The organism is Pseudomonas sp. ICMP 3272, assembly GCF_001466905.1.
GTDB classification, from domain to species: domain Bacteria; phylum Pseudomonadota; class Gammaproteobacteria; order Pseudomonadales; family Pseudomonadaceae; genus Aquipseudomonas; species Aquipseudomonas amygdali.
The window spans coordinates 63,077-81,885 of the sequence record NZ_LKEK01000051.1; the positions used below are offsets into that span (position 1 = coordinate 63,077).

Here is an 18,809-nt window from a genome sequence, read left to right on the forward strand (position 1 = left end):
CAACGTGGATTATCCCAAGAGTGTGCCAGGCGTAGGCTTGGCAAGCGGCAAGTTTGTAGATGAAAACCCGGCAACCGGCACACCCGGCTCGCTGATCCCTGCGGCATGGGGGAATTCGGTGACGCAGGAGATTTTGAACGTCATCCTCGGCGCTGGCCTGGTGCCGAATGAGGAAGATGTCACTCAATTGCACAGGGCCATTCTCGGGCTCGCCGCATCTGACTATAAGAAAGCAGTGCGTTGCGCCACGACAGTCTCCATTGGGCTGAGCGGTTTGCAGACCATTGATGACGTCACGCTGGTGGCCGGTGATCGGGTGCTGGTGAAGAATCAGGACACTGCGTCGCAGAACTGGATTTACGTGGCCGCGGCAGGCGCCTGGGCTCGTGCGCAGGATGCGAACGAAAGCACCGAATGCACGCCGGGTCATCTGGTGCCGGTGCAGGCCGGCACGAAAAACGCCGGGACTGTATGGCAACTGGTCAATACGACAGTGCCGGTGTTGGGTACAACTGACCTTGCGTTCGAGCGTCTATTGGGACGCAGTGGTGTTGCTGCGGGTGATTACACCCGGGTCAAGGTCAATAAGTTCGGGCAGGTGGAAGAGGGGAGCAACCCTACAACACTTAGCGGTAATGGTATTTCGGATGCGTATACCAAGGCCGAGGCCGATCTGCGCGATCTTCAGCGGCCGCTGCGTGATTCCATCACGCATGTAGGTCTTTCCAATAACAAGCCTGATGCGCCTTATATGCGCCGTGAGTCCGATGGCGCCTTGGTTTCCCTGCAACCGAACCTGGGTTTTACTCCGGTGCAACAAGGAGGGGGGACCGGTCAGCTCGACAACAAGGTGAAGATCGGCTGGTCGAATAACGGCCTCAAGGCGATGGTCGATGCTACTGATCTTGGCAATATCTGGTATGCGAACAACTTTAATCCAGCCACTAAAGCTGACTGGGGCACTACGCTGGCGTCTTATAAAATTACTGACGCTTACACCAAGGCTGAGGTGTATGCCAAAAGTGAAGTGGATACGCGACTGGCCAGTAGGGCGTTGGCGGACGCTATCTCTTATGTAGGGCTGGCCAGTGGGGATCTAGGGCAACCCTACATGCGGCGTGTTGCAGACTCTGCTATTAGCTGGCTTCAGACAAAGTTGGGGTACACGCCCGTCCAGCAAGGTACAGGCACAGGTCAATCCAATAACGTTGTGAAGATAGGCTGGTCTGATAACGGCCTCAAATTGACCGTGGACGCTACCGATTTGGGACGCGTTTGGTATGCGGCTAACTTTGATCCCAACGGCAAGGCCAACTGGGGCACCACGCTTGCTGCATATGGCATCACCGATGCTTATACCAAGGCCGAGACGGATGCTCGTGATGCGCAGCGACCCACAGCGGACTCCATAACTGTTCTCGGCTTTGCCGGTAATGACGTAAACCTGCCTTATATGCGCAGAGCCTCTGACGGTCAGGTCTATTACCTGCAACCGCGTCTTGGCTACACGCCAGTCGAGCAGGGCGGCGGTGCCAACATGTCCGCTAACAAGGTTCGCCTTGGCTACAACGGTGCCGGTAGTTTGCGCCTTCAGGTCGACAGCTCTGACTTTGGCGACATGATCAACGATCAGAATTTGCCCGCAAAAGTTGCCGCACTGGGGCTCGGTGGCATCGGCTCCTATGCATTTGCACGTGTCATCAATTCCCAAGGGCTGGTTAATCAGGGAGGCATGGTATCCGGCACCAACCTGATCTATAGCTCTACAAACGGTAGCGATGGTGCCGGTAACAATTCTGGCCTTATTGGCGGAGGCACCTGGCGTGCACACGGCGCTTTTTCGGGCAGCGAACGTACACTCTTTCAACGAGTTGGATAAAGGTAGTTATATGAACACAGTAATAAGTGCACGAAACCCTCGCTGGTCCGATCTGGCCCATACCTCCATCGTCCTGTCGGTGATTTTCGAGGAAACAAAGGATGTTTTCGGTGAGGTGCCTTTTGGTGCCTCTGCCCATGACCCTGAGCCACACGGTGTAGATCTTTTCAACCGTGCAGTTGCCGGCGAGTTTGGCGAGATTCTCGAACCCACCGAGCAGATGGTTCAGGCGCAGGTGATGTGCCAGCGTGGTATTTACTCGGCCGAGGTCACTGCGAAAATCAACGGATTGGTTGCCGATCTGGATATGTTGCAAGATGCCATAACGTTGGATATGGCCACTGACGATCAGCGTAAATCACTGCCTGCTGTAAACGCCGAGCTCGACGCGCTACGCCTGTATCGAGTGCAACTTGCCCAACTCGAGACATTGCCAGGCTATCCAATGTCGTTCGATTGGCCGGTGCCGCCTGCGACGCCATTTGTATATGTTAAACCGTCTGCAGCACCGCTGTTATCAATAGGCGTAAGTGAAGACGAACTGCCCAAGCCATAACGCCCCGCACTGACGGGGCGTTGTTTTATCTGCCGTTCAACTTGCTTTTAAACAGGGGAACTTTATCGACTCAGGGGGCGGGTTAGTCCTGTAACCCCTAATAGGAGGACCGATGCCTATCAACCAGCAACAACTACTGCAAATCCTCCCCAACGCCGGCCCTAAAGCCGGCGTTTTTGTTCCTGCTCTCAACACCGCCATGACCCGCTACACCATCAACACCCGCCTGCGTATCGCTGGGTTCATCGCTCAGATCGGGCATGAATCCGGGCAGCTTCGTTATGTGCGCGAGCTGGGTAGCGACAGCTATCTGGCCAAGTACGACACCGGGCAGTTGGCGCTGCGTCTGGGCAACACGCCAGAGGCAGATGGCGACGGTCAACTGTACCGGGGCCGCGGGCTGATTCAGGTGACGGGGCGGGCTAACTACGAAGCGTGCGGGGAGGCGCTGGGGCTGGACTTGTTGCGCCAGCCGCAACTGCTTGAACAGCCGGAGCATGCCGCCATGTCGGCAGCGTGGTTCTGGGACCGTGCCAACCTCAACGCGCTGGCAGACAAGGGTGATTTTCTGATGATCACCCGGCGTATCAACGGAGGCACCAATGGCCTGGCAGATCGGCAGGCGCTTTACCAGAGGGCATTGGAGGTGCTGCCGTGAAAGTGCTGGATATGCGATTCCTGATCCTCGCATTCGTGCTGGGGTCAGGGCTGGGTACATGGGCCGCTTGGCAGTGGCAGGCGGCTCACTATGGTCTGCAACTGTCTACGCAAACGCTGGCTTGGCAGCAAGAGCGCGAGCAGGCGGCGCTGGCGGTCGTCGACTGGCAGAACGCTGAACAAGCACGAAGGCGGGCGCTGGAACTCCGTCTGCAAGATAACGATACAACCATTCATAAGGAATTGAGCGATGCACAGACTTCTCAGGCTCGCTTGCGTGATCGTCTGGCTACCGCTGATCTGCGGCTGTCAGTCCTCCTTGCCAGCCCCACCGCTGGCGATGGAATGCCAACCGCCTCCGGTTCCGGCGGCGTGGTTCATGGAAGCTCGCGAGGCGAACTTGACCCAGCGGCTGCTGGACGAATTGTCGCCATCACCGACTACGGCGATCAGGGATTGATCGCTTTGAAGGCCTGCCAGGCCTACGTGCGCGAGATTGCGCACTGATGTTCCCTCCGGCACCCCACCTTTGGCCATCGTGCCCCTGCCTGAAACCCGCCTCCACAAGGAGGCGCGGCCCTCTTTTCAGCCTTTAACCGCTTTTCAATCGGCGCAGCCCGGTACATTCATATTGCACCGGTCGGTTCGGTACGCTAATGTCCCGAAACGTACCGATGAGACCCCTTCCGTGACGACTGTCAGCAAACTCTTGATGCGCGTTATCAAGGCTCACGCCCGTTGGCGTTGGCGCGCCTGACTATTTCCTTGCCGGCCCTGCCGGACCCGTACCTGTATGCCTTCGATATATGATGCCTTTGCCTCTGTCACCCCCAGCGTTGTGGCTGAAGAGGGGACGCATGGGCGAAGTGGAATCCGGAAGGCCTGAATCAAGTCAGTAAATCAAAAGGTTGATAGCAAAATGCTGCTGATGATCGATAACTACGATTCGTTCACCTACAACGTCGTGCAGTACCTCGGTGAGCTGGGGGCCGATGTCAAAGTCATTCGTAACGACGAACTGACCATTGAACAGATCGAAGCCCTGAACCCTGAGCGCATCGTGGTCTCGCCTGGCCCGTGCACACCCAATGAAGCCGGTGTCTCGCTTGAAGTGATCAAACATTTCGCGGGCAAACTGCCGATTCTGGGTGTGTGCCTGGGGCATCAGTCCATCGGGCAGGCCTTTGGTGGCGATGTGGTGCGTGCGCGCCAGGTGATGCACGGCAAAACCAGCCCGGTGGTGCATGAGGACGGCGGCGTGTTCGAAGGCCTTAATCATCCACTGGTGGTAACCCGTTACCACTCGCTGGTGGTAAAAAGCGATACCTTGCCCGAGTGCCTGGAAGTGACCGCCTGGACTGCGCTGGAAGACGGCTCGGTTGACGAGATAATGGGCCTGCGTCACAAAACGTTGAACGTGGAAGGGGTACAGTTTCACCCTGAGTCGATTCTGACCGAGCAGGGCCACGAGCTGTTCGCCAACTTTCTCAAGCAGAGCGGCGGCCATCGTCAGGGCTAAGGATTTTTTATGACTACCCCCATGAACATCAAAAGCGCGCTGAACCGCGTGGTCAACCAGCTGGACCTGACCACTGACGAGATGCGCGACGTCATGCGCGAGATCATGACCGGCCAATGCACCGAAGCGCAGATCGGTGCGTTTCTGATGGGCATGCGCATGAAGAGTGAAACCATCGATGAGATCGTCGGTGCTGTTTCGGTCATGCGTGAGCTGGCCAGCAGTGTCGAGCTGAAAACACTGGATGGCGTTGTAGACATCGTTGGCACTGGCGGTGACGGCGCGAATATTTTCAACGTGTCCACGGCGTCGGCTTTTGTCATCGCAGCTGCTGGCTGCACGGTGGCCAAACACGGCAACCGCGCCGTGTCAGGCAAGAGCGGCAGCGCCGACTTGCTGGAAGCCGCCGGGGTTTATCTGAACCTTACGCCTGTTCAGGTGGCTCGCTGCATCGACAGCGTGGGCATCGGTTTCATGTTCGCCCAGTCCCATCACAGCGCAATGAAGCACACTGCCGGGCCGCGCCGCGAGCTGGGGCTGCGCACACTGTTCAACATGCTTGGCCCGCTGACCAATCCGGCTGGTGTTCGCCACCAGATCGTCGGCGTGTTCAATCAGGCGTTGTGCCGGCCGCTGGCCGAAGTGCTGCTGCGGCTGGGCAGCAAGCATGTGCTGGTGGTGCACTCGCAGGACGGCCTGGACGAGTTCAGTCTGGCCGCGCCGACCTTCGTTGCCGAGCTGAAAAATGGCGAAGTGACTGAATACTGGGTACAGCCCGAAGACCTGGGCATCAAAAGCCAGAGTCTGTATGGCCTCGCTGTGGAAAGTCCGGCAGTTTCGCTGGAACTGATTCGTGATGCGCTTGGACGACGCAAGACCGAGAACGGGCAGAAAGCCGCGGAAATGATCGTGCTTAATGCCGGCGCCGCGCTCTATGCTGCCGATCATGCGACCAGCCTGAAAGAGGGTGTGGCCTTGGCACACGATGCCCTGCACACCGGCCTTGCGCGGGAAAAGCTGGAAGAGTTGGGTGCCTTCACGGCAGTATTCAAACAGGAGAACGAAGCATGAGCGTGCCAACCGTACTGGAAAAGATTCTTGTTCGAAAGGCCGAGGAAATTGCGGCCCGTCGAGCAATTGTCAGCCTCGCCGAACTTGAACAACAGGTCGCCAGCGCCGGTGCGCCACGTGGCTTTGCCAACGCGCTGATCACTCAGGCCAGGTTGAAGCAGCCTGCCGTCATCGCAGAAGTCAAAAAGGCGTCTCCAAGCAAAGGCGTTATCCGGGAGAATTTTCTGCCGGGCGAGATCGCCAGAAGTTATCAGGCGGGAGGCGCTACCTGTCTTTCAGTGCTCACTGATGTCGATTTCTTTCAGGGTTCCGATGCCTATCTTCAGGAAGCGCGGGCGGCGTGCAATTTGCCGGTGATCCGCAAGGATTTCATGATCGATCCTTATCAAGTGGTCGAGGCTCGCGCGCTGGGCGCAGACTGCATTCTGCTGATCGTGTCGGCACTGGAAGACGCGCAAATGGCTGAGCTGGCCGACGTTGCCAAGCGTGTCGGGCTGGACGTACTGGTCGAGGTGCACGACGGCGACGAGCTGGAGCGCGCACTCAAGACGCTTGATACACCGCTGGTGGGTGTGAACAATCGCAACCTCCACACCTTTGAAGTGAGCCTGGAAACCACGCTGGAGTTGCTACCGCGCATCCCGCGTGATCGCTTGGTCATCACCGAAAGCGGCATTCTCAATCGTGCGGATGTCGAGTTGATGGAAATCAACGATGTCTATTCGTTCCTGGTGGGCGAGGCTTTCATGCGCGCCGAACACCCGGGCGCCGAGTTGCAGCGGCTGTTCTTTCCGGAGCGCAAGCTTGCGGCGAGCGGCCCGTCCATCGACTGACTGAACTGAACACCACGCTGAGGTCCGGCATGCAAGACTCGATCATCGACATCTGCGTCGAACAAGGCTTGCAGGCCGAGCAGGACCTTCTGGCGGCTGTGTGCTCCGGCGCTGCCGATCATGGGTTGCTGTTCTGGCGACCCAATGACCGGGCGCTGGTCGTGCCGCGGCGCATGAGCCGCTTGCCGGGTTTTGTCGAGGCAAGCGAGACCCTGGCTGACAATGGATGGCCCGTGTTGTTGCGTGAAACCGGTGGTGAGCCGGTGCCACAATCCTCTGCCACGGTGAATATCGCGCTGGTCTATGCACAGCCCGTTGCTGATGTTGATCGTGATCGTATAGAAACCGCCTACCTGCGCTTGTGTCAGCCGTTGCTAAACCTGTTGATCGAGTTGGGCGGCCAGGCTTCATTGGGCGAAGTGGCGGGTGCATTCTGTGACGGCCGTTTCAACGTCAACCTCGATGGTCGCAAGATGGTCGGAACTGCCCAGCGCTGGCGGCAGAGTCAGGGCGGAACGCGTCCTGTAGTGTTGGCCCACGGCGCATTGCTGCTGGATGATGAGCGTGTACAGATGGCGGGAGCGGTCAACCGCTTCAATGAGCTGTGTGAACTTGAGCCACGTGTTCGGGCCGAAAGCCACATTGCCTTGCACGAAGTGTTTCCGGATGTCGACGTTCTGCCGCGCTTGGCGCAGGCCTATCGGCAGCTGCTCGCTGAACTCTGACTGGCAGAGGTTCAGCGCGTACCGTACACCACCATCGTTTTTCCCTTGACGTTGACCAGGCTCTGTTCTTCCAGGGCCTTGAGCACGCGCCCGACCATTTCTCTTGAACAGCCTACGATGCGTCCGATCTCCTGGCGGGTAATCTTGATCTGCATCCCGTCCGGGTGGGTCATTGCATCTGGCTGCTTGCACAGTTCAAGCAACGTGCGAGCTACTCGCCCGGTAACATCGAGAAACGCCAGATCACCGACCTTGCGTGTGGTGTTGCGCAGGCGCTCGGCCATCTGACTGCCCAGAGCGTAGAGAATTTCCGGCTCCTGGCGGGTCAGCTCGCGGAAGGCGCCGTATGAAATCTCGGCCACTTCGCATTCGGTCTTGGCTCGCACCCATGCACTGCGCACGGATTCGCGTCCCGGCTGCTCAAACAGACCCAGTTCACCAAAAAAATCCCCGCTGTTGAGATAGGCGACGATCATCTCGCGTCTTTCGTCATCTTCGATCAGAACCGTGACTGAGCCCTTCAGGATCAGAAACAGCGACTCAGAGCGATCACCCGCATTGATGATGTTGCTTTTGGCGGGGCAGCGGCGGCGTTCTGCATGGGGCAGCAGCTTGTCGAGACTGTTTGCTTTGGGCGTAAATGTTATTGCGACCATGCGTGACTTCCGAAAATAAGATGTATGGCCAAATGGCATACCTGTAGGTATCGGCTGCGCCTGCATTCTCACCAGCTTTTCCAGACGTGTAGGAAGCTATTTGCGAATATTCCTACGCGTTTCCTACAAAAAGCATTGTTTCAATGCGTCCAGGCAGGGTTTGGCGCTGTGCTAAGCTGGCGACCCCTTTTTTACAGTGGAGTCCTGGCGATGAAGGCACGCATTCAATGGGCTGGCGAAGCCATGTTCCTCGGCGAATCCGGCAGCGGACATGTGGTAGTGATGGACGGCCCGCCTGAAAGCGGTGGCCGCAACCTGGGTGTACGCCCGATGGAAATGGTGTTGATCGGCCTGGGCGGCTGCAGCAACTTTGACGTGGTGAGCATCCTGAAGAAGTCGCGCCAGCCAGTGGAAAGCTGCGAGGCATTTCTTGATGCCGAGCGCGCGGATGAAGATCCGAAAGTGTTCACCAAAATTCATCTGCACTTCGTCGTCAAGGGTCGCGGTCTGAAAGAAGCTCAGGTCAAACGGGCTATCGAGCTGTCGGCGGAGAAATATTGCTCTGCCTCTATAATGCTCGGAAACGCGGGTGTGAAGATCACTCACGATTATGAAATTGTCGAGTTGACCTGAACGCCAGACATCCAACGATCATAAAAACGGCGCACACTCTGGCAGACGGCTTCGGACGTCTGCATAATGCGCCACTTTTTCAGGGCGCAGCATGTACTGGTTTTCTGCTGCAGGCCCGAACAGACAACCAAAATCGCCAACGCGAAGAGGTGTTAACCGTCCTACGCAGATGAGCCGGACTCAACTGACGGGCATGCTTGATCACGCGGCTGGCGCCGCACCCATATAGAGAGTTTTTAACGGTGAAAAGCAAACTCAAGCTCCACGGGTTCAATAACCTGACAAAGACCTTGAGCTTCAACATTTATGACATCTGCTATGCGGAAACCCCGCAGGACCAGCAGGCGTATGTCGAATACATCAACAGTGTGTACGACGCAGAACGCCTGACGCGGATTCTGACTGATGTTGTCGATATCATTGGTGCCAACATCCTGAACATTGCACGTCAGGATTACGATCCACAAGGTGCCAGTGTGACCATTCTGATCTCCGAGCAGCCGGTGACGCCTACCGAAAGCCAGATCGAAGAGTCGCCAGGTCCACTGCCGGAAACCATCCTGGCGCACCTGGACAAGAGCCACATCACGGTTCATACCTACCCGGAAATTCATCCGGTAGATGGCATCGCCACGTTCCGCGTGGATATCGATGTGTCGACCTGTGGCGTTATTTCACCGCTCAAGGCGTTGAATTACCTGATTCACAAGTTCGAGTCGGATATCGTGACCGTCGATTATCGCGTGCGCGGCTTTACCCGTGACGTGGAAGGCAAGAAGCACTTCATCGATCATGAAATCAACTCGATCCAGAATTACCTGTCCGAAGACACGCGCAACGGTTACCAGATGACCGACGTGAACGTGTATCAGGAAAACCTGTTCCACACCAAGATGCTGCTCAAGCAGTTCGAACTGGATAACTACCTGTTCGGCGACGCGACCAGCAACTTGTCTGCAGAGCAGCGCGAACAAGTGACCGCCAAGGTCAAACACGAAATGCTGGAAATCTTCTACGGCCGTAACGTAGCCGTATAAGCCCGGATTCCGGACATTAAAAAGGCGCCTGTTGCAGGCGCCTTTTTTATTCGTCCTTATCCATCCGGTTGCGTCGTCAGATGCGATAAGTCGACTTGGTCATGACCTTGGCCAATATGCTCATGCCAAACTTGACCGGTGCCGGGAAGCGAAAGCCGCCTGCTTCCAGCGCTGACTCGGCATGGTGTTCTTCATCACTGAGCATCTGTTCCAGAATGGCCCGCGACTTTCCGTCCTCGCTCGGCAATTGCTCAAGGTGTTCACTCAGGTGCTTGCAGACCTGATCCTCTGTCGCCGCGACGAAACCCAGGCTGACCCGGTCGCTGATAACGCCGGCTACCGCGCCGATCCCGAAGGACAGGCCGTAGAACAGCGGGTTCAGTACGCTGGTATGGCTGCCAAGCTGATGAATGCGCTGTTCACACCACACCAAGTGATCGATTTCCTCTTCAGCCGCATGCTCCATCGCCTTGCGCACCTTGGGCAGCTTCGCTGTCAGCGCCTGTCCCTGGTACAGCGCCTGAGCGCAGACTTCACCGGTATGGTTGATGCGCATCAGGCCTGCAACGTGGCGAGTGTCGACGTCGCTCATCTTGTGATCGGGCTGGACGACCGCAGGGGAGGGGCGTTGCGGATGTGCGCTCAATGGCAGCAATGTACGCATTGCGCTATCGGCTTGCAGTAAAAGACGGTCGAGGGGGGAATAGTGACGTTCGGTAGCCATGGGCACCTCCGGAAGATCATGCGGGCAGTTTACCCGAATCGGCCGCAGGCAGCAGGGCTTGTGTCGGCGCGGCCAGCGAACATAACGGCCGCTGGCCGGCTGCAAAGCCCGGAAACGCTGGATCAGCCCGGCGGCCAGTTCATCTGACGCTGACCGAGTACATGCATGTGAATGTGATAAACGGTCTGTCCGCCCAGATCATTGCAATTCATGACCACGCGGAAGCCTTCTTCACAACCCAGTTCAAGGGCCAGACGCTGCGCCGTGAACAGGATATGCCCCGCCAGGCCTTTGTCTTCTTCGGTCAGATCGTTCAGGGTCCGAATGGGCTTTTTCGGGATAACCAGAAAATGCACGGGTGCCTGTGGGGCGATGTCGTGAAAAGCCAGTACCTGGTCATCTTCGTAGATGATCTTCGCCGGAATTTCCCGATTGATGATCTTGGTAAACAAAGTTTCCACAGCCGTTTGCTCCTTGTCGGTTGATGGTCGTCGCAGGGTATCGCTGTGCAGCAGTGCGCCTGAGTGTACTGAGCGAGGCGCCGCTCGCCCAGTCGTTTGTCTGTCAGCGTGGGCAGTACTTCCTGTTGATGTAGCCGCTGATCTGGCGGGCCAGCCAGCGCGAGACCAGGCGCGGACTGAACGTCCATAGCCGGGTGCTGAAGCCGGGGATGATCACCGCACGGTCCTTTGCCAGTGCGCGAACGGTATACAGGGCCACTTCTTCGGGGCTCATCAGGTTGTCGACATTGACCTGCAACTGCGCGGTACGGAAAAAAGCCGTTCGGGTCGGGCCGGGGCACAACACCGAGACCTTCACCCCGGCCTTCTTCACTTCCTCGCGCAGCCCCTCGGAAAAATGCAGTACATACGCTTTGCTCGCGTAGTAGGTACTCATCCACGGCCCTGGCTGGAAAGCCGCCACCGAGGCGACATTGAGTATCTGGCCACCACCTTGAATGGCCATAAGGTTGCCGACGGTATGGCACAGGCGAGTCAGTGCGAGGATGTTCAGGTCGATCAGGTCCTGCTCGGCGCTCCAGTCCTGCGCCAGAAAAGGTCCGCACGTGCCGATGCCCGCTGCATTGACCAGCAGATCAATCTGATGCGCGCCGTCTTCCAGTTCCAGCAGGAAGCCCGATAGTCGCAGCGGTTCGCCCAGGTCGCATGCACGAAACAGCACTTCCACGCCAAAACGCTGAGTCAATTCCAGTGCAATTGTTTCCAGCAGGTCGCGTTGGCGGGCGACCAGAATCAGGCTGCGACCACGGCGTGCCAGCGCCTCGGCCATCGCCAGGCCTATGCCGCTGGACGCGCCGGTGATCAGGGCGTAACGGGTCATGCATTTCTCCATTGAGCATATTGCGCCCGGCAGTCTGCCGAACCGTGAGCAGTCTATTACGTGTCACTGTGTTTCTTTGAGCTCTTTGTTGACATCCACCGGCACGACCAAGGCACTGTCCTGGTCTTGTTCATCGTCGTACGGGAGGGATTGCTCGTACTCGTCTGTCTGCAGTTCCAGCTCGTCGCGCAGCATGCCTGCGCCTCCGGCAGTGAGGCCAATCAGAATAATCGGTAGCAGCAACAGCCACAGAATGGCCAGCGTCTTTACGCCTTTCGAGTTCGGCGGTGGCGGCGGGCCGAACTGATTGGGGCCTTTTGTCCCCGGCAGCAGGACCATGAGGAACGGGAAGACGCTGCCTATGAAGGGCACCATCGTCAGCAGTAAAAGCCAGCCCGACCAGCCCAGGTCGTGCAGCCGTTGTATACCGATCTGTGCACCGATGACTGCAAACACCACGAGCACCACCGCGCTCAGTAGCCCGCCAGCGACCAGTGACTCGTTCATCGTCAGCAGGCACACGGCAACCAGCGCCAGTGCCGCTGCGCTCAATACCAGGCTCCAGGCCAGATAGCGCAAACGCCCGATGCGCCCGTTTATGCTCAGGACTTTTAGAGTCGAATGCTCCGGCTGATCACCGCCAACCTGTGCTTTGGGCGGCGCATAGGGCGATATTTCCAGATGCGCGGGTTTTTGTGGTGGCGGGCTCGCTATTTCATTGAGGCTCAGGCTGATGTCGCTGTCCGGTTCGATGCGTGCTTCGACACCTGCATCGTTAAGTGCCTTCAGGTAGCGCTCTGCATCTGTGTGGGTCAGCCCGCGCTTGAGCGCAACGGGCTGGCCGTTGAACAACTTTTGCACTGCGCGAGCTTCGCTTTTGAACAACCCCGCAAGGTTGGCCTTCGCGGTATCAAGCTCGACGCCTTCACGCACCTGTCCTTCAAATACAATCTTGAAGAGGGAATCGGCCATACAGGGCTTCCTTGTCTTGGGGGGGGGAACAGTACCGGGCGCTTGCGTTACACATTGCGTAAAGCCGAGCGCCCTGTTGTGTTGCTGGAGAGGCCGAATGCTTTCCGGTCAGAAGGGTTTGACGATGACCAGAATGACGATAGCGATCAGGATCAGCACAGGAATCTCGTTGAACCAGCGATAGAACACATGGCTGCGGCCATTTTCTCCGCGGGCAAAGCGTTTGACCTGTGCGCCACAGACATGGTGATAGCCGATCAGCAGGAACACCAGTGTCAGCTTCGCGTGCATCCAGCCCTGACTGAAATAACCGCTGGCATCAAAGCTGATCAGCCAGCCGCCGAAGACCAGCGTTGCGATCATCGCCGGGGTCATGATGCCACGGTAGAGCTTGCGCTCCATCACCATGAAGCGCTCACGGCTGACCGTGTCCTCACTCATCGAGTGGTAGACGAACAGTCTTGGCAGATAGAACAGGGCTGCAAACCAGCAGACCATTGAAATGACATGCAGCGCTTTGACCCATAGATAGAGCATTTTTGATTATTCCCAGGTTCACGGTGGCCGAATAGTAGTGTCTTGTGCGTCCGTACGTCACGTTGTCGGTTGTCGCAGAAGCGATAGGCTCCTATTATCGACCGCTTTCCAGTTGTTTCGTTGAGGGCAGGTTATGGTCAAGGTCGGTATTGTCGGCGGCACGGGTTACACCGGGGTCGAGCTGCTGCGTCTGTTGGCACAGCATCCGCAGGCAGAAGTAGTGGTCATTACCTCGCGCTCGGAGGCCGGCATGCCAGTCGCCGAGATGTACCCGAACCTGCGAGGTCACTACGACGGCCTGGCTTTCAGCGTACCTGACGTGAAAACCCTGGGTGCCTGTGATGTGGTGTTCTTCGCCACGCCTCACGGTGTCGCTCATGCCCTGGCCGGTGAACTGCTCGCGGCAGGCACCAAGGTGATCGACTTGTCTGCCGACTTCCGTCTGCAGGACCCGGTCGAGTGGGCCAAGTGGTACGGCCAGCCTCATGGCGCTCCGCAACTGTTGGAAGACGCGGTGTACGGGCTGCCGGAAGTCAATCGCGAGCAGATCAAGAATGCGCGGCTCATCGCCGTGCCGGGTTGCTATCCGACGGCTACCCAATTGGGTTTCCTGCCACTGCTTGAGGCGGGGATTGCCGATAACACTCGCCTTATTGCCGACTGCAAATCTGGCGTGAGCGGTGCCGGGCGTGGTTTGAGTATCGGCTCTCTGTATTCGGAAGCCAATGAAAGCTTCAAGGCCTATGCCGTAAAAGGCCATCGTCATCTGCCTGAAATCACCCAGGGCCTGCGTCGCGCTGCGGGCGGTGATATCGGCCTGACGTTCGTTCCGCATCTGGTGCCGATGATTCGTGGCATTCACTCCACGCTCTATGCGACGGTCACTGATCGTTCGGTGGACCTGCAGGCGCTGTTCGAGAAGCGCTACGCCGACGAGCCTTTTGTGGACGTAATGCCCGCAGGCAGCCACCCCGAGACCCGCAGTGTGCGCGGAGCCAACGTTTGCCGCATCGCGGTGCACCGTCCGCAGGGCGGCGATCTGGTTGTCGTGCTGTCGGTTATCGACAATCTGGTCAAAGGTGCGTCAGGTCAGGCGGTTCAGAACATGAACATCCTGTTTGGTCTTGATGAGCGTGCCGGTTTGTCTCACGCGGGCATGATGCCGTAAGGACTGGCGCCGTCCAGCAAATAGTTGACCGATTTTCTAGGAGAAGCGGATAATGCCGTCATTACGCATTACGACGGCTAACGCCGGGAGATATCTGACATGAGTGTCGAATCCTTCACGCCTACCGCTTTGGAGTTCACTCCAAATGCAGCGCACAAGGTGAAAACCCTGGTCGACGAAGAGGGCAATGATCGTCTCAAACTGCGTGTATTCGTTACAGGTGGCGGTTGCTCAGGTTTTCAGTACGGTTTTACTTTCGATGAAGATGTGGCAGACGATGACACCATCGTCGAGCGCGAGGGCGTAAGCCTGGTTGTCGATCCAATGAGCTTTCAGTACCTGGCTGGCGCAGAAGTCGATTATCAGGAAGGGCTTGAGGGGTCGCGATTCGTGATCAAAAACCCGAATGCTTCCACGACCTGTGGCTGTGGCTCCTCGTTCTCGATCTGATCGAAGCGTGCTGTAAACAAAAACGCCGCTCATTGAGCGGCGTTTTGCATTGTGGCATGGCGTCAGGCGGGGTAGATCGCGCCCAGAACACGTCTGCCTTTGGCGCCGGTTACCGTTGGGCGGTTGGCCGGTACGCCTTCGAGGCAGCAATGAGCCAGCCAGGCAAACGCCATGGCCTCAACCCAGTCAGGGTCTACGCCGAACTTCTCGGTACTGTTGACCTCGGTAGTGGGCAATAGCTCTGCAAGGCGTTTCATCAGCGCCTTGTTATGTGCGCCGCCGCCACAGACCAGAAGCTCCTTGGTGACCGCTTGTGCCGATTGCAGCGACTCTGTGATGGTCAGTGCAGTCAGTTCCAGCAGCGTGGCTTGCACGTCTTCAGCAGTCAACGTTGGCAGCTGGAACAGATGATGGTGCACCCAACCCAGGTTGAATACTTCCCGACCGGTGCTTTTTGGGCCTTTGGTCAGGAAGAACTGATCGCTGAGCAGTTTCTTGAGAAGGGCTTGATCAACCTTGCCGCTCGCCGCCCACGCCCCATCCTTGTCGTAGCTTTCATGGCGCTGGGATTGTATCCAGGCATCAAGCAGTACGTTGCCGGGTCCACAATCGAAGCCTTCGACCGGGCGATCGGACTCTATCAGGCTCAAATTGCTGAAGCCGCCGATGTTCAATACGGCGCGGTGATCTTTGTTATCGTCGAACAGTGCTTCGTGGAAGGCGGGCACCAGCGGCGCACCCTGTCCACCTGCGGCGATGTCGCGACGACGAAAATCACTTACCACGGTGATCTCGGTCAGCTCTGCCAGCAGCGCCGGATTGCCGATCTGAATGCTGTAGCCGCGCGCAGGTTCATGACGAATAGTCTGGCCGTGGCTGCCAATGGCGCGAATCTGAGCGGGCACCATGTTTTGATCTTCCAGCAAGGTCTGCACGCCCTGTGCGACCAGCCTGCACCACTTCTGCTCGGCGATTGCTGCGCGTGCAAGCTCATCGGCACCACTGGAGCAAAGCCCCAGCAGTTCGGCATGCAGATCTTCCGGCATAGGGATGTAGTGAGTAGCCAGAAGCCTTGATCGGTCATCCTGCTTCAAAAGGGCGATATCAATCCCATCGAGACTGCTGCCGGACATCACACCTATATAGAAGAAGTCCATGGATTACCTTTTATTCGAGGCCAGCGTGGTGGCCTTTTCCTGATCCATGCGCGCCATCAACGGCTGGCTTTGCTGCATGAACCGCTGTTTTTCGGATTTGGCGATCGGATCCGCCATCGGAAGCTTCTGGCCCAGCGGGTCTACGTGAACGCCATTGACCTGAAATTCATAGTGCAAGTGCGGGCCAGTAGACAAGCCGGTAGTTCCAATATAGCCGATTACCTGACCTTGCTTAACGGTTCCGCCGGTTTGTATGCCTTTGGCAAAGCCTTGCATGTGACCGTACAGCGTGCGGTAGGTATCGCCGTGCTGGATGATGACGGTATTACCGTAACCGCCGCGACGGCCAGCGAGCAGAACCTTGCCATCGCCGGTCGCCTTGATCGGCGTACCGCGTGGCGCTGCATAGTCGACGCCCTTGTGCGCGCGGATCTTGTTGAGGATCGGGTGTTTGCGACCCATCGAGAACATGGAGCTGATGCGGGCAAAGTCTACCGGGGTACGGATGAATGCCTTGCGCATGCTGTTGCCGTCGGCCGTGTAGTAATTGGTATTGCCTTGCTTGTTGGTGTAACGAACGGCGGTGTAGGTCTTGCCACGGTTGGTGAAGCGAGCGGACAGGATATTGCCTGTGCCGACGCTTTTGCCGTTGACCAGTTTCTGTTCGTACACCACGTCAAATTCGTCACCCTTGCGGATGTCCTGCGCGAAGTCGATGTCGTAGCCGAAGATGTTGGCCATGTCCATCGTCATGCTATGAGTCAGGCCGGCGCGCTGTGCTGACTGTGAAAGTGAGCTGTTGATCACCCCGTGGACGTAGACGTTACGCACGTTGGGCTTGCTGATTTCGCGATTGAAAACGAAGCCGGAAGCCGATTTCGACAGGCTGATGGTTTCAAGTTCGCTGAGTTTGGTATGCAGTTGCTTGAGCTGGCCGTCCGGCGATAGCTCGAACTGCAAGGCTTGCCCGTTCTGCAGCTTGGTGAACTGTTTGGCCTGCTTGTCGCTGGCCAGCACTTCATGAACGGTAGCGGCTGGCAGCCCGACTTTTTCAAACAGAGTCGAAAGCGTATCGCCCTTGCTGACGATCACTTCCCGATGGTTAGGGTCTTTGGCCGGCGCCGGCTTTTCTGCTTCAGACTGTGCTGTGGCGGTGTCTTGGGCCTGGTCATCGGCATTGTCGATCTGGGCAAATGGCGATTCAGTGGTTTCAGGTGTGGCTTGAGCAGCGTCTGGAGCGTCTTGGTCTTGTGCGTCCTGATCCGGCATCTCCAGATCAAGGGAAAGATTCGTTCGTTTGGCTTCAACTTCGCTGGAAGGAAAAACCAGGAGAGCCAGGCTCAACAATGCGGCAATGCCGCTTGCAGCGAGCAGGTGACTCTTCGGATAAAGCGGGGGCGCTTTAGGCGGTGTGTCTTTCATAGGTAATTTGACTTTGAAAAAGGTGAAATGGAAAAGATGAATGACATGATGAAGATGAAATAACTGTATAAAATATAACCAAAACCTGCTCGAAGCAACCCTTCCCGCGTATCAGTCACTGATTCGCAGGCGAACGCTGGGCAAAACTTGTAATTGGGCTCTGATCTTGTAAGGTTGGTTCCCTTTGAATTGGGGGCTGAAATGAAGTCGGTTGAAGAACAGCTGGCGCTGATCAAGCGCGGTGCAGATGAACTCCTGGTCGAGGCCGAACTGGTCGAGAAGCTGAAGCGTGGCCAGCCACTGCGTATCAAGGCTGGTTTCGACCCGACAGCGCCCGATCTGCACCTTGGACACACCGTGCTTATTAATAAGCTGCGGCAGTTTCAGGACCTGGGGCATCAGATCATCTTCCTTATCGGTGACTTCACCGGCATGATCGGCGACCCGAGCGGCAAAAGCGCGACGCGCCCGCCGCTCACCCGTGAGCAGGTTCTCGACTACGCCGAAACCTACAAGTCTCAGGTCTTCAAGATTCTCGATCCGGCCAAGACCGAAGTCGCGTTCAACTCCACCTGGATGGACAAGCTGAGTCCGGCTGACTTCATTCGCTTGTCTTCGCAGTACACAGTCGCCCGTATGCTTGAGCGTGACGATTTCGACAAGCGCTATAAAAGCAATCAGTCCATCGCCATTCATGAATTCCTTTACCCGCTGGTGCAGGGTTATGACTCCGTGGCCTTGAAGGCTGACGTCGAGCTGGGTGGTACTGATCAGAAATTCAACCTGCTGATGGGGCGCGAGCTTCAGCGTGCGTATGGGCAGGAGCCGCAATGCATTCTGACCATGCCGCTGCTGGAAGGCCTGGATGGCGTGAAGAAGATGTCCAAGTCGTTGGGCAACTACGTTGGTATTCAGGAAGCGCCGGGCATTATGTACAGCAAGCTGGTATCGATTCCGGATTCGCTGATGTGGCGCTACTTCGAACTGCTGAGCTTCCGTTCGATGGAAGAGATCAATGGCTTGAAGGCTGATTGCGAAGCGGGTGCCAATCCGCGTGATATCAAAATCAAGCTGGCCGAAGAGCTGGTCGCCCGTTTCCATGGCGAAGAAGCTGCCGCCAATGCGCATCGTTCTGCGGGCAACCGTATGAAGGAAGGCGAGCTGCCAGACGATCTGCCAGAGATTTCCGTAGCTGCTACAGAGGATATGCCGATCTCGGCCGTCCTTAATAAGGCGGGGCTGGTAAAGAACGCTGCTGTCGCTCGCGATCTGCTGGCATCTGGCGGTGTGCGTATAGATGGTGGGGTGGTGGATCGCGGCTTTGTATTCAAGCTGGGTGCGACTCACGTCTGCCAGGCTGGCAAGAAGGCTTTCGGGCGCGTTACCCTGGTTTCTGAAGAAAGTTCAAAATAACGGTTGACGCCCTCTGTGATCTGTCTATAATTCGCCCCACTTCCGGCGCAGACGGAAAC

General features: G+C 57.2%; 21 protein-coding genes. 13 read left to right on the plus strand and 8 right to left on the minus strand.

Annotation, left to right across the window (positions count from 1 at the left end; genetic code table 11):
* Positions 1-4: 4 nt before the first annotated feature.
* The 8 genes from AO068_RS13005 to AO068_RS13040 all read left to right on the plus strand — a co-directional run bounded on the left by AO068_RS13005 (position 5) and on the right by AO068_RS13040 (position 7,240).
* A complete protein-coding gene (locus AO068_RS13005) occupies positions 5-1,879 on the plus strand; it encodes a hypothetical protein (protein WP_058408571.1) in 1,875 nt (624 codons plus the stop codon).
* 10 nt (positions 1,880-1,889) lie between these two features.
* The gene (locus tag AO068_RS13010) at positions 1,890-2,435 is read left to right on the plus strand and encodes a hypothetical protein (RefSeq protein ID WP_057403247.1); all 546 of its coding nucleotides are present in this window, start codon (positions 1,890-1,892) and stop codon (positions 2,433-2,435) included.
* Positions 2,436-2,547: 112 nt separating this feature from the next.
* Positions 2,548-3,093, plus strand: a complete 546-nt coding sequence (locus tag AO068_RS13015; RefSeq protein WP_058408572.1) for a glycoside hydrolase family 19 protein — start codon at positions 2,548-2,550, stop codon at positions 3,091-3,093.
* A complete protein-coding gene (locus AO068_RS13020; RefSeq protein ID WP_004660754.1) occupies positions 3,090-3,599 on the plus strand; it encodes a lysis system i-spanin subunit Rz in 510 nt (169 codons plus the stop codon). Before AO068_RS13015 ends, AO068_RS13020 begins: the two co-directional genes overlap by 4 nt.
* Positions 3,600-4,011: 412 nt before the next feature.
* The gene (locus AO068_RS13025) at positions 4,012-4,611 is read left to right on the plus strand and encodes an aminodeoxychorismate/anthranilate synthase component II (protein ID WP_058408573.1); all 600 of its coding nucleotides are present in this window, start codon (positions 4,012-4,014) and stop codon (positions 4,609-4,611) included.
* A gap of 21 nt (positions 4,612-4,632) precedes the next feature.
* On the plus strand, positions 4,633-5,682 hold the full coding sequence (gene trpD / locus AO068_RS13030; RefSeq protein WP_058408574.1) for an anthranilate phosphoribosyltransferase: 1,050 nt from the start codon (positions 4,633-4,635) through the stop codon (positions 5,680-5,682).
* The gene (gene trpC, locus AO068_RS13035; RefSeq protein WP_054097258.1) at positions 5,679-6,515 is read left to right on the plus strand and encodes an indole-3-glycerol phosphate synthase TrpC; all 837 of its coding nucleotides are present in this window, start codon (positions 5,679-5,681) and stop codon (positions 6,513-6,515) included. The genes trpD and trpC overlap by 4 nt, the downstream gene beginning before the upstream one ends.
* A gap of 29 nt (positions 6,516-6,544) precedes the next feature.
* Positions 6,545-7,240, plus strand: coding sequence for a lipoate--protein ligase family protein (locus tag AO068_RS13040; protein ID WP_058408575.1), 696 nt, complete (start codon positions 6,545-6,547; stop codon positions 7,238-7,240).
* An 11-nt stretch (positions 7,241-7,251) separates the two neighbouring features.
* Here AO068_RS13040 and crp read toward each other — a convergent pair whose 3' ends face one another.
* Positions 7,252-7,896 carry a cAMP-activated global transcriptional regulator CRP gene (gene crp / locus AO068_RS13045; RefSeq protein ID WP_005743964.1) on the minus strand — a complete coding sequence of 215 codons (645 nt, stop codon included), beginning with the start codon at positions 7,894-7,896 and terminating at the stop codon, positions 7,252-7,254.
* A gap of 210 nt (positions 7,897-8,106) precedes the next feature.
* Here crp and AO068_RS13050 point away from each other — a divergent pair, with 210 nt between their 5' ends.
* Positions 8,107-8,529 carry an OsmC family protein gene (locus tag AO068_RS13050; RefSeq protein WP_057404116.1) on the plus strand — a complete coding sequence of 141 codons (423 nt, stop codon included), beginning with the start codon at positions 8,107-8,109 and terminating at the stop codon, positions 8,527-8,529.
* A gap of 242 nt (positions 8,530-8,771) precedes the next feature.
* Positions 8,772-9,566: an adenosylmethionine decarboxylase gene (gene speD, locus AO068_RS13055; protein ID WP_002551946.1), complete on the plus strand. Its 795-nt coding sequence runs from the start codon at positions 8,772-8,774 to the stop codon at positions 9,564-9,566.
* A 76-nt stretch (positions 9,567-9,642) separates the two neighbouring features.
* Here the strand turns inward: speD and coq7 are convergent, their stop codons facing one another.
* The 5 genes from coq7 to hemJ all read right to left on the minus strand — a co-directional run bounded on the left by coq7 (position 9,643) and on the right by hemJ (position 13,140).
* A complete protein-coding gene (coq7, locus tag AO068_RS13060; protein ID WP_058408576.1) occupies positions 9,643-10,290 on the minus strand; it encodes a 2-polyprenyl-3-methyl-6-methoxy-1,4-benzoquinone monooxygenase in 648 nt (215 codons plus the stop codon).
* A 122-nt stretch (positions 10,291-10,412) separates the two neighbouring features.
* The gene (locus AO068_RS13065; RefSeq protein ID WP_004660762.1) at positions 10,413-10,751 is read right to left on the minus strand and encodes a histidine triad nucleotide-binding protein; all 339 of its coding nucleotides are present in this window, start codon (positions 10,749-10,751) and stop codon (positions 10,413-10,415) included.
* A gap of 103 nt (positions 10,752-10,854) precedes the next feature.
* Positions 10,855-11,631, minus strand: a complete 777-nt coding sequence (locus AO068_RS13070) for an SDR family NAD(P)-dependent oxidoreductase (protein WP_002551949.1) — start codon at positions 11,629-11,631, stop codon at positions 10,855-10,857.
* A gap of 63 nt (positions 11,632-11,694) precedes the next feature.
* A complete protein-coding gene (locus AO068_RS13075; RefSeq protein ID WP_058408577.1) occupies positions 11,695-12,603 on the minus strand; it encodes a DUF805 domain-containing protein in 909 nt (302 codons plus the stop codon).
* Positions 12,604-12,711: 108 nt separating this feature from the next.
* Positions 12,712-13,140 (minus strand): protoporphyrinogen oxidase HemJ, encoded by a 429-nt coding sequence (gene hemJ / locus AO068_RS13080; protein WP_058408578.1) that lies wholly within the window; start codon positions 13,138-13,140, stop codon positions 12,712-12,714.
* 133 nt (positions 13,141-13,273) lie between these two features.
* On the opposite strand from hemJ, the gene argC reads away from it, so the two are divergent.
* Positions 13,274-14,308, plus strand: coding sequence for an N-acetyl-gamma-glutamyl-phosphate reductase (gene argC, locus AO068_RS13085; protein ID WP_058408579.1), 1,035 nt, complete (start codon positions 13,274-13,276; stop codon positions 14,306-14,308).
* Between the two features lie 99 nt (positions 14,309-14,407).
* On the plus strand, positions 14,408-14,758 hold the full coding sequence (erpA, locus tag AO068_RS13090; RefSeq protein WP_002551953.1) for an iron-sulfur cluster insertion protein ErpA: 351 nt from the start codon (positions 14,408-14,410) through the stop codon (positions 14,756-14,758).
* A 62-nt stretch (positions 14,759-14,820) separates the two neighbouring features.
* Here the strand turns inward: erpA and AO068_RS13095 are convergent, their stop codons facing one another.
* Positions 14,821-15,915 carry an anhydro-N-acetylmuramic acid kinase gene (locus tag AO068_RS13095; RefSeq protein WP_058408580.1) on the minus strand — a complete coding sequence of 365 codons (1,095 nt, stop codon included), beginning with the start codon at positions 15,913-15,915 and terminating at the stop codon, positions 14,821-14,823.
* 3 nt (positions 15,916-15,918) lie between these two features.
* Positions 15,919-17,337: a peptidoglycan DD-metalloendopeptidase family protein gene (locus tag AO068_RS13100; protein WP_058402085.1), complete on the minus strand. Its 1,419-nt coding sequence runs from the start codon at positions 17,335-17,337 to the stop codon at positions 15,919-15,921.
* 201 nt (positions 17,338-17,538) lie between these two features.
* On the opposite strand from AO068_RS13100, the gene tyrS reads away from it, so the two are divergent.
* Positions 17,539-18,750 (plus strand): tyrosine--tRNA ligase, encoded by a 1,212-nt coding sequence (gene tyrS / locus AO068_RS13105; RefSeq protein WP_058408581.1) that lies wholly within the window; start codon positions 17,539-17,541, stop codon positions 18,748-18,750.
* Positions 18,751-18,809: the final 59 nt, after the last annotated feature.